Annotated in this window: 15 protein-coding genes and 1 tRNA gene; 5 read left to right on the top strand and 11 right to left on the bottom strand. The window is 69.2% G+C overall.

Going from position 1 to position 15,139, the window contains the following annotated elements; genetic code table 11:
* Positions 1–114 precede the first annotated feature (114 nt).
* On the bottom strand, positions 115–606 hold the full coding sequence (locus FEI13_RS04255; protein ID WP_138179785.1) for a cupredoxin domain-containing protein: 492 nt from the start codon (positions 604–606) through the stop codon (positions 115–117).
* Positions 607–972: 366 nt separating this feature from the next.
* The gene (locus FEI13_RS04245) at positions 973–1,317 is read right to left on the bottom strand and encodes a DsrE/DsrF/TusD sulfur relay family protein (protein ID WP_138179784.1); all 345 of its coding nucleotides are present in this window, start codon (positions 1,315–1,317) and stop codon (positions 973–975) included.
* Between the two features lie 102 nt (positions 1,318–1,419).
* Here FEI13_RS04245 and FEI13_RS04240 point away from each other — a divergent pair, with 102 nt between their 5' ends.
* On the top strand, positions 1,420–2,076 hold the full coding sequence (locus FEI13_RS04240; RefSeq protein WP_138179783.1) for an ArsR/SmtB family transcription factor: 657 nt from the start codon (positions 1,420–1,422) through the stop codon (positions 2,074–2,076).
* Between the two features lie 14 nt (positions 2,077–2,090).
* Complete coding sequence (locus FEI13_RS04235) at positions 2,091–2,909, top strand: sterol desaturase family protein (protein WP_138179782.1); 819 nt, start codon at positions 2,091–2,093, stop codon at positions 2,907–2,909.
* A 390-nt stretch (positions 2,910–3,299) separates the two neighbouring features.
* Here the strand turns inward: FEI13_RS04235 and FEI13_RS04230 are convergent, their stop codons facing one another.
* Together FEI13_RS04230 and FEI13_RS04225 are read right to left on the bottom strand one after the other, a co-directional pair.
* Positions 3,300–3,602, bottom strand: a complete 303-nt coding sequence (locus FEI13_RS04230; RefSeq protein ID WP_138179781.1) for a winged helix-turn-helix domain-containing protein — start codon at positions 3,600–3,602, stop codon at positions 3,300–3,302.
* A 19-nt stretch (positions 3,603–3,621) separates the two neighbouring features.
* Positions 3,622–4,599, bottom strand: a complete 978-nt coding sequence (locus FEI13_RS04225; RefSeq protein ID WP_138179780.1) for a hypothetical protein — start codon at positions 4,597–4,599, stop codon at positions 3,622–3,624.
* Between the two features lie 232 nt (positions 4,600–4,831).
* On the opposite strand from FEI13_RS04225, the gene FEI13_RS04220 reads away from it, so the two are divergent.
* Both FEI13_RS04220 and FEI13_RS04215 read left to right on the top strand, forming a co-directional pair.
* Positions 4,832–6,136 (top strand): ATP-grasp domain-containing protein, encoded by a 1,305-nt coding sequence (locus FEI13_RS04220; RefSeq protein ID WP_138179779.1) that lies wholly within the window; start codon positions 4,832–4,834, stop codon positions 6,134–6,136.
* 35 nt (positions 6,137–6,171) lie between these two features.
* The gene (locus FEI13_RS04215; RefSeq protein WP_138179778.1) at positions 6,172–8,196 is read left to right on the top strand and encodes a CocE/NonD family hydrolase; all 2,025 of its coding nucleotides are present in this window, start codon (positions 6,172–6,174) and stop codon (positions 8,194–8,196) included.
* Positions 8,197–8,200: 4 nt separating this feature from the next.
* On the opposite strand, the gene bioA is transcribed toward FEI13_RS04215, so the two are convergent.
* From bioA to bioB, 7 genes are all read right to left on the bottom strand, one after another.
* Positions 8,201–9,472 carry an adenosylmethionine--8-amino-7-oxononanoate transaminase gene (bioA, locus tag FEI13_RS04210; protein WP_138179777.1) on the bottom strand — a complete coding sequence of 424 codons (1,272 nt, stop codon included), beginning with the start codon at positions 9,470–9,472 and terminating at the stop codon, positions 8,201–8,203.
* Between the two features lie 189 nt (positions 9,473–9,661).
* Positions 9,662–9,746 (bottom strand) — tRNA-Leu (locus tag FEI13_RS04205).
* A 44-nt stretch (positions 9,747–9,790) separates the two neighbouring features.
* A complete protein-coding gene (gene bioD, locus FEI13_RS04200; protein ID WP_138179776.1) occupies positions 9,791–10,492 on the bottom strand; it encodes a dethiobiotin synthase in 702 nt (233 codons plus the stop codon).
* Between the two features lies 1 nt (position 10,493).
* The gene (locus tag FEI13_RS04195; protein WP_138179775.1) at positions 10,494–11,321 is read right to left on the bottom strand and encodes a methyltransferase domain-containing protein; all 828 of its coding nucleotides are present in this window, start codon (positions 11,319–11,321) and stop codon (positions 10,494–10,496) included.
* The gene (locus FEI13_RS04190; RefSeq protein ID WP_138179774.1) at positions 11,318–12,037 is read right to left on the bottom strand and encodes an alpha/beta fold hydrolase; all 720 of its coding nucleotides are present in this window, start codon (positions 12,035–12,037) and stop codon (positions 11,318–11,320) included. The genes FEI13_RS04195 and FEI13_RS04190 overlap by 4 nt, the downstream gene beginning before the upstream one ends.
* Entirely contained in the window at positions 12,034–13,188 is a 1,155-nt protein-coding gene (gene bioF, locus FEI13_RS04185) for an 8-amino-7-oxononanoate synthase (protein ID WP_138179773.1), read from the bottom strand. The genes FEI13_RS04190 and bioF overlap by 4 nt, the downstream gene beginning before the upstream one ends.
* A 6-nt stretch (positions 13,189–13,194) precedes the next feature.
* Positions 13,195–14,325, bottom strand: a complete 1,131-nt coding sequence (bioB, locus tag FEI13_RS04180; protein WP_240036418.1) for a biotin synthase BioB — start codon at positions 14,323–14,325, stop codon at positions 13,195–13,197.
* Between the two features lie 85 nt (positions 14,326–14,410).
* Here bioB and FEI13_RS04175 point away from each other — a divergent pair, with 85 nt between their 5' ends.
* Positions 14,411–15,112, top strand: coding sequence for a ComF family protein (locus FEI13_RS04175; RefSeq protein WP_138179772.1), 702 nt, complete (start codon positions 14,411–14,413; stop codon positions 15,110–15,112).
* The last annotated feature ends 27 nt before the right edge of the window (positions 15,113–15,139 follow it).

Raw genomic sequence — 15,139 nt, 5'->3', positions numbered from 1 at the left:
GTCGGCCACACGCAAGCGTGTGGCCGTATCGACGCGATAGCCTTCATCGCTCAGAGTTTCCGTCAGGCTCTCGCCCAGCGGGTCATCGTCCTAGAGAAGCAGTAGCTTGATGGCTTACCCTTCGATCTGGATGTCGCCGTTCATGCCCGCCTCATAGTGGCCAGGAATGTTGCAGGCGAACTCCACCTCCTCGCCATCATTGGGCGCGGTCCAGACCAGGGCGGCGGTCTCGCCGGGGGGGATGGTCACCGAGGGCATGCTGGCCGCGTCATCCTGTCCCCCGCCATGATGGCCAGCCCCCATGTCGTGTCCACCGCTGGAGGCCATCTCGAGCATCATCTCGCGATGCTCCGCCTGAGCCTCACTGTCTCCGATCACGAATTCATGGTCGAGATTGCCGGTGTTGGTGATCTCGAACTTCACCGTCTCGCCGGGAGCGATCTCCAGCTTGCCGGGCGTGAACCACATATCACCGGCCTCGAAGGTGAAGGTGCGATCGATCGACTGATCATTGTCGGCCTGCGACTGGCCGCTGCCGTGCCCGGCCCCGGCCAGTGCTGTGGTAGACGCCAGACCGAAAACGGCCAAGAGAAGAGACTTACGCATGTTGATACCTTTGTTGGGTCAGTGAGTCTGTCTATTTCTAAGCCATCAAGCTGAATTGAGGCTGAATGCCGAACGGCTGTACCCGGCTAGTGGCCTCATCGTCCGCTGATGGTGAATGTTCCCCCGCAGCATGCTGCGCATTGAGGCAGGGCTCCAGGCTCTCGCCGCCAGAGCGTTGAGAGCGTGATCGCCATTCTCGGTTTGCAGGGGAGCGTTTGACCGCTGGCAACTGCCCGTCCTTGCGGCGGGTCAGCTTGTGCTTCCAGGCCCAGTAGCGGACGCCGATGCTCCATCCTCTCAAGGTTTGGAGCCTCCGGGAATCCCGGGACGGTTCAGGTCGTGAGAATAGAGGTTATCAGGGTGGGACTAGAACACCAGCACCTTGTCGGCCTGCTCGGTGGCTTCAGCCAGGGCGTCCATGGTGCTGCGCTCGGCGCCCTTCACCACCTCCTCGTCGGTAATGCCCCGGGCATCCATGCAGGTTCCGCACAGCAGCACGCGGCCCTTGGAGGTGACCCGCTTGAGCATGCGCTCGGCGTTGTAGAAGCCGTCCGGCGTCTTCTGTCCCGCCTTGCCTCCGGACACGGCATCCCCCATCAGGAAGACGGTGACGTCTCCCTCGCGCTTTGACAGCGCAAGGGCCAGTCGCAGGCCGTTGTAGAGGCGTTCGGTGCCATAGGGGGGATCGTTGATGATGATTAGCGTCTGCATGGTTTTATTGCCATCATTCAATTAAACGATAGAATGATGGATGGATATATCGTCACCTGTCAAATGGCGCGCTGTGTTGCTTACGCCCCTCGGAGAGACCCCATGACCTTGCAGCAGGACCTTCTCGATACGCTGGCCCAGGTCGCCCGCGCCCTGGGTAACGGGCATCGCCTGGCGTTGCTGGAGCGCCTGGCTCAGGGTGACGCCTCGGTCGAAACCTTGGCCAACACCACCGACCTGACCATCGGTAACGCCTCCCAGCACCTTCAACACCTGCGCCGGGCGGGGCTCGTCACTGCCCAGCGTTCCGGTAAGCAGATGATCTACCGCCTGACCGATGAGCGGATCATCAACCTGCTGGGCCTGCTCAGGCAGGTGGCCGAGACCAACCTGGCCGAGATGGAGCGTCTGGTCAGTCGGCTGTTCGCGGAGGATGACGCCGATGGCGTTCTGGAGGCGGTCAGCCGGGACGAGTTGCTGGCAGGGCTTGCCAGCGGCGAGGTGGCATTGCTGGATGTGCGCCCGGAGGAGGAGTACGAGGCCGGCCACCTGCCCGAGGCAATCAACATCCCACTGGAGCAGTTGGAAGACATGCTGGGCAAGCTGCCCCAGGACAGGGAGATCGTGGCCTATTGCCGTGGCCCCTATTGCGTCCTGTCGCACGAGGCCGTACAGCGCCTGCGTCAACGCGGCTATCGCGTCCGGCGCTTCGAGGAAGGGTATCCGGAGTGGAAAGCGGCGGGTCTGCCCATCGCATGACAGGAGGTACCGCCATGTCCGAAATGCCCCTAACCCATGAACTGCTGATCAGAGGGGGTGTCTTCGCCTTCGTTCTGCTGGGAATGGCACTGTGGGAGGTCGTTGCCAGGCGACGGCCCCAGCGCATTCCTCGTCGTCAGCGCTGGCCAAGCAACTTGGCCATCGTGGTCCTCGATACCTTGGCGGTGCGCCTGGTCTTCCCGCTCGCCGCCGTGGGGGCGGCCCTGGTCGCCGCCGAGCAGGGCTGGGGTCTTTTTAACCTGGTGTCGGTCCCGACATGGCTGGCCATGGTCGCCTCCGTGGTCATGTTGGACATGGCCATCTACTTCCAGCACCGCCTCTTCCATGTCGTTCCCTGGCTTTGGCGACTGCATCGCATGCACCATGCGGATCTGGAGTTCGACGTCACCACGGGGCTGCGCTTCCATCCCCTGGAGATCCTGATCTCGATGGGCATCAAGCTCGCCGTGGTGGCTCTGCTCGGGGCGCCGGCGCTGGCAGTGCTGATCTTCGAGGTGTTGCTCAACGCCACCTCGATGTTCAACCACGGCAATGTCCGCCTACCCGCCAGACTTGACCGCTGGCTACGCCTGGCCGTGGTGACACCTGACATGCATCGCGTCCATCACTCCATTGTCCGCCAGGAAACCGACAGCAACTTCGGCTTCAACCTGCCTTGGTGGGATCGACTCTTCGGTACTTACCGAGATCAGCCTGCCGCCGGACACCTCGGCATGACGATCGGCATAGAGGACTTCAGAGAAGCGCACGACCTGCGGCTGGACCGCATGTTGCTTCAGCCCTTCGTGAACCCTCCTCGGGAGGTGACGTGACGCGACAGCGGATTTTGAGGCAGCTCCGTCGTTCCGGCCAGCCAGAACATGCGGAGGGAACAAAGCGGGTGCATGTGTCAGTAAAACACCGGATACACCACTTGATCCGGATCCCCCTTTTCTCCAAATTGTTCGGTGTTGCGGGCATTAATCAAGCTTTTCTAAAGTCCATCCTTGGCCGAATCCCGGCATTGGACACCGGAGGGCCAGTGCGCGCATTCTCATCAGTTGGGCTGATGTCATCAATTCTCCATCCACCTCAAGGTCCGCAACGGCCTGCCGCCATCTCGGCCCAGGGCTATCGCCGTTGGCGACATCGCTCAAGGCTTTCCCGGCGACAGGCCTTCGAGGGGGCGCTGTGAATACCTCCCTGTACGCTACCTCCGCCAGTCAGTGCCGGGGCGGGTAGCCGAGGGCCTGGCGCAGCCGTTCGGCGTGGTTGGCCACCCAGGTCGGGTCGATGGGCCCCCAGTCGCGAATCACGTAGGCGCCGATGTTGTGGCGCTCGCCCGGCAGGTGCTCGAACTCGCAGACCATATCCAGCTCGGCCAGGGCGCTGAGGGTGTCCTGGGCGGTGCGCCGGGGCATGCCGGTGGCCTCCATGATGGCCGGCACGCTGGAGGCGCCGCTGGCCACCAGGTGGGCGACGTAGAGGCGGCGGTAGAAGCTGGTTCGGGTCTTGCTCAGAGTCATATGGAGCATCCTTGACGCGCTACAGGCTGACGCGGTCGATATGGCGGCGGAAATACATCTCCAGGCTCAGGGTCAACGCCCAGCGTGGCTCGCGGTCGTCCTCCCGGCGGAAGTGCAGCGAGGGCGAGACGTCCACGAAGGTGAACCCCTTGTGGATGTCTCGACGGTAGCGCACTTGCAGGTAGCTGTCCTCGATGGCCGGATGGGAGGCGCTCTCGCCCAGTGCCACCGCCGAGTAGCGCAGCACGCTGCGGCGGTTGAGGCGGCGGTTGAGCTCCACGGCCTGGCTGAACTCTAGGGTGTCCTCGGTCTCGCGCCACTGGACGTTGGTGAGGAAGCGCAGATGACGGCGGTCGTCGAGCTCCCGTCCCAGGTCCCAGCGGGTGCGTGCCGAGTAGCCGTTACCGTTGAACCAGGAGAGGCGGTTGTCGCTGTGCAGCTGCCAGGGCCCCCCGTTCAGGGTCCAGAGACGCTGGCTGGTCAGACGCACGTACGGCTCCAGCGGCAGACGGAGCTTGATCCCGGCCCCGACGCGGGTATTCCAGTGGCGCCGCTTGTCCCGGTCACCGAGCCGGTTGAGGCCCACCAGCAGGTCGCCGAGGCTGTCGGCCTGGTCGTCGGTGAGGGCCGACTCCTGCTCGGCCAGTGTGCCGCGGGTTTCCTCGGGCTCGCTCTCGATGATCAGGCGCAGGCGCTCCTCGGTGGTGGGCAGGTCGAGTCGGAAGCGGGCCCCCAGGTCCTGCTGGAACGCCTCGCCCTCGCGCCAGGCCATCTCTTGGCGGACGCGCAAGTAGGAATCGGTATTCACGGTTAGCGCATCGGTGGTGCCGAAGAAGCCGTCGATGCGGCGCGAGGTGTCCTCCACCCAGCGAGATACGCTGGCATGGAAGGGGCCGAACTTCTTGTCGGCCCATTTCGGCAGGTCGCTGTCCCCGAGCGGGGCGTCGGCGGACGCGGCCTGGGTCTCGAGGCCCAGGGTGACGAGCGCCACCATCATCCTGATCCATAATCCCCTCATGCGTGCGCCCCTCGCTTTTTCTGGAGTCTAGCGGCTTCGTCGTCCTCGATACCACGTCCGACACCGCGCTCGGCATCACTCTGACGATCCGGCGGGTAGGCGAGGTCGGCGCACGTCCCGGAGGCGGATTCGTGAATCGCTTGCCATGCTGGAGGGTGGGACGAGATGTGATGATCCGCTGCCAGGGGATGGCCTGTCTGGAGAAATGCCCATGAGCTGGAACGTCTTCATCGTCGGCCAAGACGCCCTTGGGCAGCGCATGCTGCCGCGCCTGCGCCACGCCGAGGACTACGCCTTTCACCCGCTGTTGAGCCTGGAGGAGGTGGTGCACGCCGAGGCCTACCCCTTCGACGAGCTGGTGGAGCGTGCCCTGGCGGAGCTGCGGCGCTTCGACGGCCCGGTGGATGCCATCGTCGGCTACTGGGACTTTCCCACCAGCGGCCTGCTGCCGGTGCTGCGCCAGGCCTGGGGGCTGCCGGGCCCGTCGCTCGTCGCCTTCCTCAAGTGCGAGCACAAGTACTGGAGCCGCCTGGAGCAGGCGCGCTCGGTGCCCGAGTGCGTGCCAGCCTTCCAGGCGCTGGATCCCTTCGACCCGCGGGCCGTCGAGTCGGTGGAGATCGACTATCCGTTCTGGCTCAAGCCGATCAAGGCGCATTCGTCGCACCTGGGCTTTCGCATCGAGAATGCCGACCAACTGCGCGAGGTGCTGCCGACCATTCGCGACGGCATCGGCCGCTTCGGCGGCCCCTTCGACGAGATCACCGCCCACGCGTCGCTGCCCGACGAGGTCGCGGCGGTGACCGGCTACCACTGCATCGCCGAGGCGATCATCTCGGACGGGCGCCAGTTCACCCTGGAGGGCTACGTCCTCGACGGCGAGGTGCACCTGGTGGGCATCGTCGACAGCCTGCGCGACGCCGCACACTCCTCCGTGCTGGTGCGCTATCAGTACCCCTCCTCGCTGCCCGAGGCGCTGCAGCAGCGGATGCTGGCCCTCACCCGGCGCTTCATCGCCCAGATCGGCTACGACCACGGCCCCTTCAACATCGAGTACTTCCACGACGCGCAGAGCGACCGGCTGTGGCTGCTGGAGGTCAATGCGCGCATCTCGCGCTCCCACGCGGCGCTCTTCCAACTGGTCGACGGGGCGCCGCACTTCCAGGTGATGGTGGACGTGGCGTTGGGCATCCCGCCGCGCATGCCCCACCGCGAGGGCCGCTATCCCGTGGCCGCCAAGCAGATGCTGCGGGTCTTCGAGGACGGTCGGGTGCGCCGGGTGCCGAGCGACGACGAGATCCGCCGCGTCGAGGCGGCATTTCCGGGCACCCTGATGCAGGTCAACGTGGAGGAGGGCATGCGGCTGTCCGAGCTCAAGCACCAGGACTCCTTCTCCTGGGAGCTGGGCGTGCTGTTCATCGGGGCGGACGACCGCGAGACGCTGGAGGCGCGCATCGCGCAGTGCCGGCGCATGCTGCCGTTCGAGATCGAACCGCTGTCGGACGAGGGCGAGGCCTGAGCCCGCGCCGGCCGCCAGCACGAGAGGAGGATGCTATGCGTATCGTCAGCGACTTTCCCCATCGCGTGGAATGCCACGATCCGGTGTGGATTCCCATGGACGACGGCGTCGCGCTGTGTGCGCGACTCTGGCTGCCGGTGGGCGCCGAGCAGCGCCCGGTGCCGGCGATCCTCGAGTACATCCCCTACCGGCTGCGCGACGGCTCGGCCCGGCGCGACGCCATGCACCACCACTACTTCGCCGGCCACGGCTATGCCTCGATCCGTGTCGACATCCGCGGCAGCGGCGACTCCGGTGGCGTGCTCACCGACGAATACCTGGAGCAGGAGCTCGTCGACGGCGAGGCAATCCTGCGCTGGCTGGCCGCCCAGCCCTGGTGCGACGGCCGGGTCGGCATGATCGGCATCTCCTGGGGCGGCTTCAACGGCCTGCAGCTGGCGGCCCGCCAGCCCCCCGAACTCGGCGCGGTGGTCAGCGTCTGTTCCACCGACGACCGCTACGCCGACGACGTCCACTACATGGGCGGCTGCCTGCTGGGTGACAACCTCTCCTGGGCCTCGACCATGTTCGCCTACAACTCGCTGCCGCCGGACCCCGCGGTGGTGGGCGAGGAGTGGCGAGCGATGTGGCACCGGCGTCTCGAGGGCAGCGGGCTGTGGCTGGATACCTGGCTCGAGCACCCGCATCGCGACGCCTACTGGCGCCACGGCTCGATCTGCGAGGATTTCTCGCGGGTGCAGGTGCCCATCCTCGCGGTCAGCGGCTGGTCGGATGGCTACTCCAACGCCGTCAAGCGTCTGGTGGCGAGCCTACCCGAGCTTTGCCAGGGGCTGATCGGCCCGTGGAGCCACAAGTATCCCCATCTCGGCGAGCCGGGGCCGGCCATCGGCTTCCTGCAGGAGTGCGTGCGCTGGTGGGACCAGTGGCTCAAGGGGCGCGACACCGGCGTGAAGGAGGAGCCGGCGCTCAAGGTGTGGATGCAGGACAGCATGCCGCCGACCACGCGTTATGGCTGCCGGCCTGGGCGCTGGGTCGCCGAGCCCTGCTGGCCGTCGCCGAACATCGTGCACTACAAGCTGCCGCTCTCGCCCGACCGGCTGCATCTCGGCGGCCATCCCGGCGAGGAGGAGCACGCGCTGACCGTGCAGTCGCCGCTGACCTGCGGCCTGTTCGCCGGCAAGTGGTGCTCCTACGCCGCCGGTCCCGACCTGGCCCACGACCAGCGCCAGGAGGACGGCGGCGCCCTGACCTTCGACAGCTCGCCCCTGGAGGCGCCGCTGGAGGTGATGGGGGCGGTGGTGGTGGAACTGGAGCTGGCCGCCGACCGGCCGGTGGCCATGGTGGCGGCGCGCCTGAGCGACGTGGCCCCCGACGACAAGGCGACCCGGGTCACCTACGGCCTGCTCAACCTGACCCACCGCGAGAGCCACGCCTCACCGAGCCCCCTGGAGCCGGGGCGCCGCTATCGGGTGAGCCTGCAGCTCAACGACGTGGCCCAGGTGTTTCCCCACGGCCATCGGCTGCGGCTGTCGCTCTCCTCCTCCTACTGGCCGCTGGCCTGGGCGCCACCCGAATCGGTGCGTCTCACGCTCTTCGATCGGGGCTGCGCGCTGCACCTGCCGGTGCGTCCGCCCCGCGAGGAGGATAGCCGATTGGCCCCCTTCGCGGCGCCGGAGGCGGCGCCGAGCATCGAGACCACGCGCCTCGAGCCCGGCCACCACAACTGGTACGTGCATCGCGACCTGGCCGAGGATCTCTCCACCCTCGAGGTGATCAACGACAACGGTCGCATCCGGCTGGAGGACTCCGGGATCGAGGTGGCCACCCGATCGGTGGAGACCTACGCCTCCCGCGACGACGACTTCGATTCCCTGGAGGGCACGACCCACTGGGAGCGCTCGCTCACCCGGGGCGACTGGACGGTGCGCACCGTGACGCGCACGCGCCTGACCTCGGATGCCACGTCGTTCCGGCTGCATGCCACCCTGGATGCCTACGAGGGCGAGACGCGGGTCTTCTGCCGCAGTTGGGACCGGCGCCTGCTGCGCTCGCTGGTCTGAACGTTCAGCGCGCGAGGAACCAGCCCTTCATGACGTCGGTGATGCGGCGCATCTCGGCATCGAGGGTGACGTAGGCGGGCATGGTATAGAGCCAGCGGCCGAAGGGGCGCAGCCAGACGCCCTGGGTGCGGGCGAAGTCGGCCACGCCCTTGAGTGCGGCGGCGTTGTGGACCTCGATCACCGCGGTGGCGCCGAGCGCGCGCACGTCGGCGACGTCCGGATGGGCGCGCAGCGCCTCATCGTCGACCAGCGTCTCGCGCAGCACGCCATTGAGCGCCCGGATGCGGCCCAGGTAGTCCTCCTCCTCGAACACCGCCAGGCTCTCCAGTGCCACCCGGCAGGCCAGCGGGTTCCCCATGAAGGTGGGGCCGTGCATAAAGGCATGTTCAGGACTATCTCCGATGAAGGCGTCGTGCACCCGGTCGGTGGCGAGCGTGGCGGCGTGGCCCAGGTAGCCGCCGGTCAGCCCCTTGGAGAGCACCATGATGTCCGGCGTCACGGCGGCGTGGTCGGCGGCGAACATCCGCCCGGTGCGCCCGAAGCCGGTGGCCACCTCGTCGAAGATCAGCAGCACGTCGAACTCCTCGCAGAGTTCGCGGGCGCCGCGAAGATAGTGGGGCGAGGTCATGTTGAGCCCGCCGGCGGCCTGCAGCAGCGGCTCCATCAGCAGCGCCCCGATCTCCTCGTGATGGGCCTCGAGCACGCCGCGCAGGGCGTCGAGATCGGGCTGCACCGCCTCGCGGCTGGCCTCGAAGGGAGCGGTAGGGGCGGGGGCAAAGTGGTGCTGGGGCAGGAAGCCCGAGAACAGCGAGTGCATGCCCTCCTCGGGGTCGCACACCGCCATGCAACCGGCGGTGTCGCCGTGATAGGCCTTCATCAGTGTCAGCATGCGGTGCTTGGCCGGCTTGCCGCGCAGGTAGTGGTACTGCACGGCCATCTTCATGGCCACTTCCATGCCCACCGAGCCGCTGTCGGAGAAGAACACGTGGTTCAGGCCGTCCGGGGTGACGCGTACCAGCTCCCGGGCCAAGCGGTCGGCGGGCTCGTGGGTCAGGCCGCCGAGCATCACGTGGCACAGCTCGTCGGCCTGGCGCTGGATGGCCTCGACCAGTCGTGGGTGGCGATAGCCGTGGATCATGCACCACCAGGAGCAGGTGGCGTCGAGCAGCGTTTCGCCGCCCTCCAGGGTGAAGGTTGCCCCTTCGCCGCCGACCACCTTGGGGGCCGGGCGCTGGGTCTTGAGGTGGGCATAGGGGTGCCAGACGGGGGACGTCATGAGGGCCTCCGAGGAATCGGCAGAGAGTGACGGGTGTTGAAAAGGTGACGGGCGCTGGACTGGCGGCCGTTGGACGCGTGCCAGGCGATGGCACAGGGCTCGGCGGGGCGCGCGGAAGACGGACGCGCGAAAACGCCGTGCTTTCTCGAGGAAGGCCGGTGCGAAAAGGAGCGCAACGCTGCGCTGAGATGGTGCGGATGGGGAGACTTGAACTCCCACGCCCGAAGGCACCAGGACCTAAACCTGGCGTGTCTACCAATTCCACCACATCCGCACGGATAGGCAGGCGTGCATATTTTACGGACGCCTTCACGCAAGTCAATCGACATCGGGCATCGCCAGGTGGTCGGCGGCGGCCGCGGCCAGTGCCGCGTGGCCCTCGGCCGCGAGCCTCGGCACCACGCCCAGGCAGGGCGCATCGAGGGTAGCGGCGAGAGTCGCCAGGTTGTCGCGGTAGAGGGCGTCATCCGCCGCAAAGCCGGGATCGATCAGGTTGCCCACCCAGCCGGCGAGGCGCAGGCCGTCGGCGCGGATCGCCTCACCGCTGAGCCGGGCGTGGCTGATGGCGCCGAGGCGCAGCCCCACCACCAGGATCACCGGAAGCGCGAGGCGCACGGCCAGCCCCGATAGGTCCTCGCGTTCGTTGAGCGGCACCCGCCAGCCGCCCGCCCCCTCGATCAGCGTCAGGTCGCGTTCGAGGTCGAGTGGGGGCCGGACATGGTCGGCCAGCACGGCGAGCGTCGGCGTCGCCCCGGCCCGCCGGGCGGCCAGGTGTGGGGCGATGGCGGGCGCGAAGGCGAAGGGATTGATCGTCGCGTAGGGCAGGGGCGGCCGGGTCTGGGCCTCGAGAGCCAGGGCATCGGCGTTGCGCAGCCCCTGGGCGGTCTCCTCGCAGCCGGAGGCGACGGGCTTGAGCCCCAGGGTGGTGAAGCCGCGGCGCCGGGCCAGGGCGAGCAGGCCGCTGGTGACGAGGGTCTTGCCGGCGTCGGTGTCGGTGCCGGTCACGAAGTAGGCGGACATATCAGGTCGAAAGCTCCAGGGTCAGCAGACGATAGGTGACGGGCAGCCCATGGGTGTCGCGCAGCGCCTCGTAACGCCGCGTCGCCCGGGCCAGATCGCCCCGCGTCAGCCGGGCACCGGGTCGCGCGACCTGGGCCCCGACGCCCTTGATCGAGGCCATGACCGCGGCGAGGTCGGGATAGTGAAAGCGCGCGGCTCGCTCGCGGCAGTCGACGCGGCGAAAGCCCGCCGACCAGGCCGCGCGGCGATGCTCGCCGGCATCGCGAAAGGCGAGCAGGGCGGCCGGGCGCTCGGGATGCGACCAGGCGTCGCTCACCTCGGCGAGGGTGCCGGGGGCGAGGGTGTTGATCAGGGCGCGACCGCCGGGGCGCAGCACGCGCAGTACCTCGGCCAGCACGGCCTCGAGGTCCGGACACCACTGGATCGCCAGGTTGGAGACCACCAGATCCAGGCTCGCATCAGCCAGCGGCAGGGCGGCGGCATCGCCACACAGCCAGCGCACGCGCTCGCCGTGGTGGCGGCGGGCCTCGTCGAGCATGCCCGGGGCGAGGTCGAGGCCGATCACGCGGCAGGCCGCACCGAAGCGCTCTTTGATGCCGGCGGCCGTTTCTCCCGGGCCGCAGCCGAGATCCAGTACCGCCTCGGCCCGCTCGGGCAGGCGTTCGAGCAGCGTCGCGGCCATGGCCCGCTGGGCGCTGGCCCGCTCGGCATACTGCGGGGCGGCCCGGGAGAAGGCGCGGGCGACGCGGCTTCGCCAGCTGGCGTCTTCCGCCGAGTGTGGCGTGGCGCGGCGAGACGCGTCCGACGGGGGGGTGGGAAGCGCCATCATGGTGCTCGCTCCAGGGCGATGGCGGCCAGGTCGTCCGCCAGGGCGAGCGGCTGGCTGAGCATCGGACAGTGGCCCGCGTCGGCGAGGCGAATGTCCGCCGCATCGCGGGCCGACGGCGGCAGCAGCGGGTCGTGTACCCCGGCGACGCGCCACACCGGGCAGGGCGGGGCGGCCAGGCGGTGGCGATGATCGAGCCGGGCCAACTGCCCGAGCCCCGCGGCCAGGGTCGCCGGCGGGGCGGCGGGCACTTCGCCGAGCAGGTCGAGCAGCCGGCGATGGGCGGCCCGGGGCGACGGCTCGCCGCGCAGCTGCCAGCGCAGGAAGTGAGCCCGCGTCGCCTCCGGATCGCGGCGGAAGGCGGTACGAAAGGTCACCAGTGCCTCCTGGGTGACGCCCTCGGGGTCGCAGAAGCGCGCCCCCATGCCGAGCAGCACCAGGCCGCGAGGGGGCGGCAGGTGGTCGAGCAGGGCCGCGGCGAGCAGGCCGCCCAGGGACCAGCCGACCCAGACGGCCTCTGCGGGCAGGTCGCCTGCCATCGCCTCGGCCAGGGCGGCGATATCCTCGGGGTCGTCCAGGGTGGGGCGGGTCGCATAGCCGGGCCAGTCCGGGGTCGAGACCTCGAGGCCTCCCTCTCGCCGATCAGGCCAGTGCGCGGCCAGCGGCTGCCAGAGGCGCGCATCGCAACCCCAGCCGGAGAGGAGGACGATCCGGGTCATGCCGATACCTCCTCGGCGTACAGCGCGGACAGAGCCTCGAGCAGCGCCTCGAGGTCCTCGTCAGCGTGGGCCGCACTCAGGGTGATGCGCAGCCGCGCCTCGCCGCGGGGCACCGTGGGCTCGCGGATGGCGCCGACCAGGATCCCGCGCTCGCGCAGCCGTTCCGCCCAGCGCATCACGCGCTCGCTGTCGCCCAGCACCAGGGGCTGGATGGGCGTGGTGGAGGGCGAGAGCGCGAGCCCTAGCCGGGCGGCCTCGGCGCGAAAGCGCGTGACCCGCTCGGCCAGGTGCGTGCGCCGCTCGGGTTCGGCCTCGAGCAGCCTCAGCGCCTCGAGGGTGGCGGCGGCCACCCCGGGCGGCTGGGCGGTGGTATAGACGTAGGGGCGGGCGAACTGGATCAGGTGATCGATCAGCGCCTGGCTGCCCGCCACGAAGGCGCCGGCGGAGCCGAGCGCCTTGCCCAGGGTGCCGACCAGCACCGGCACGCGCTCGGGGCCAACGGCCCGGCCGGCGCAGCCGTCACCATGCTCGCCCAGCACGCCGAGGCCGTGGGCGTCGTCGACCATCAGCCAGGCATCGTGGCGAGCGCAGGTCTCGGCGAGCCCGGCGATGTCGGCCACGTCGCCGTCCATGCTGAACACCCCGTCGCTGACCACCAGCCGGCGCCCCTCGGCCGGCGTTCGGGCGAGCAGTCGCTCGAGATCGCCCAGATCATTATGGTGGAAGCGCCGCGAGCGGGCGCCCGAGAGCCGGCCGCCGTCGAGCAGCGAGGCGTGGTTCAGGCGATCCTGGAACAGCCGTGTCTCGCCGTCGCAGAGTGCCTGCAGGGTGCCGAGGTTGGCCATGTAGCCGGTGGAGAAGAGCAGCGCCGCCGGGCGCCCGGTCAGGGCGGCCAGGCGCTGCTCGAGTGCTTCGTGGACCGCCAGGTGGCCGCTGACCAGGTGTGAGGCGCCGGCCCCGGCGCCGTCCCGGCGCGCGCCCTCGGCCTGGGCCTCGGCGAGACGCGGATCTCGAGCCAGGCCCAGGTAGTCGTTGCCGGCGAAGTCGCGCAGCGGCCCCCGGGGATGGTGGGTGCGGCGCGCTCGCCAGCGGCCGCCGTCGCGCTGCGCCGCGGCCCGCTCGCCGAGGTAGGTGGTCCAGGCCTCCGGCATGGCGGGTCAGGCCTGAGCGGCGTCGTAGGCGAGCCGGCTGGCCTCGGTGTCCAGTGCCGTCGCGGCCTGGCGCACCGCACTGGCCTCGAGCGCGGCCGTCAGGGCAGCCTGCTGGCCGGCCTCGTCGGTGCAGGTCTCCCGGCGCTCGGGGTGCAAGCCCAGGCGGTCGAACAGCGCGCGGTCCTTCTCTACCTGGGGGTTGCCGGTGGTCAGCAGGCTGTCGCCGTAGAAGATCGAGTTGGCTCCGGCCAGGAAGGCCAGCGCCTGGGTGGAGTCGCTCATCTGCTCGCGGCCGGCGGAGAGGCGCACGTGGCTCTTCGGCATCAGGAGGCGGGCCACGGCGATGGCGCGGATGTATTCGATGGGATCGAGGTCTTCGACGTTCGCAAGCGGCGTACCGGGCACCTTGACCAGCATGTTGATCGGCACCGACTCCGGGTGCGGCTCGAGCTTGACCAGCTGCTGTAGCAGGGCGGCGCGGTCGCGGGGCGCCTCGCCCATGCCGAGGATGCCGCCCGAGCAGACCTTCATGCCGGCCTCGCGCACGTTGCCCAGCGTCTCCAGTCGGTCGGCATAGGTGCGCGTGGTGATGACCTCGCCGTAGTACTCCGGCGAGGTGTCGAGGTTGTGGTTGTAGTAGTCGAGCCCGGCGTCGGACAGTCGGCTCGCCTGGTCGCTGTCGACCATGCCGAGCGTCATGCAGGTCTCGAGCCCCAGCGCCTTGACCCGGCGGACCATCTCCAGCACCACCTCGAGGTCGCGCTCCCGCGGACTCTTCCAGGCGGCGCCCATGCAGAAGCGGCTGGCACCAGCCTCCTGGGCGGCCCGCGCCTGCTCGACCACCTTCTCGATCTCGAGCAGCTTCTCCTTGCCGAGCCCGGTGTTGTAGTGGCCCGATTGGGGGCAGTACTTGCAATCCTCGGGGCAGGCACCGGTCTTGATGGAAAGCAGGGTGGAGACCTGCACGGCATTGGCCTCGAAGTGGGCCCGATGCACCTGCTGGGCGCGAAACAGCAGGTCGTTGAAGGGCAGGGCGAACAGCGCTTCGATCTCCTCGAGTGACCAGTCGTGGCGGACCTCGCCATGGGTGGCTAGGGTCAGGGAGTCGGGGCGGGATTCTTGGCGCGCAGCAGGCATGGCGGGCTCGCTTATGGTCAATTTGGCGTGGATATCGAGGTTGACGGATAGCCTACGGTCTGCGGCAGTCATGTCAACCACGAGGATGCATGGGGTTGACGGCTGGCTGCGCCGGGCCCTGCCCGGTCGCTGCGTCTTCTGCTTGGCGTCGCTGCCGGGGGAGGCGCCCTGGTGTGCGGCCTGCTTCGCGGGGCTGCCCTGGAACCGGCCGGCCTGTGACGGCTGCGGCGAGCCCCAGCCGTCGACCCAGGCCGGGTTTCGCTGCGGGCGCTGCCTGCGGCGCCCCCCGGCCTTCGACCGGGCGAGGGTGCCGCTACGCTACACCAATGAGGTGGCCGGCCTGGTGCAGCGCTTCAAGTTCGAGGCCTCGCCGCGGGCCGGGAGCCTGCTGCTCGAGCTGCTGATGACGGGGCTCACGCCGGACGCGCCGGCCTGGCCCGAGGCGCTGGTGGCGGTGCCGCTGCATCCGCGCCGTGCGCGGGAGCGTGGCTTCGACCAGGCCCTGTGGCTCTCCCGGCGGCTGGCGCGGCGGCTCGGCTGTCCACTGGTGCGAGCGGTGCGCCTGCGCGATACGCCCAGCCAGCGCGGCCTGGATCGCGGCGAGCGGCGCAGCAACCTGCGCGCGGCCTTTGGCGTGTCGGCGGGCCTGCCTGGGCGCGTGGCGCTGGTCGACGACGTGATGACCACCGGGGCGACCCTGGAGGCGCTGGCCGTGGCCTGCCGCCGGGCCGGCGCCCGCGAGGCGGAGGCCTGGGCGGTGGCGCGCACGCCCCTCCACGACCGCTGATCCGGGCTCTGGTAGAGTGGCTCTTTT

Origin of the sequence: Halomonas urmiana (genome assembly GCF_005780185.1) — a bacterium.
In the GTDB taxonomy this organism is placed as follows: domain Bacteria; phylum Pseudomonadota; class Gammaproteobacteria; order Pseudomonadales; family Halomonadaceae; genus Halomonas; species Halomonas urmiana.
The sequence above is the reverse complement of the archived record's forward strand: the minus strand, read 5'-3'. Positions and strand labels throughout refer to the sequence as shown.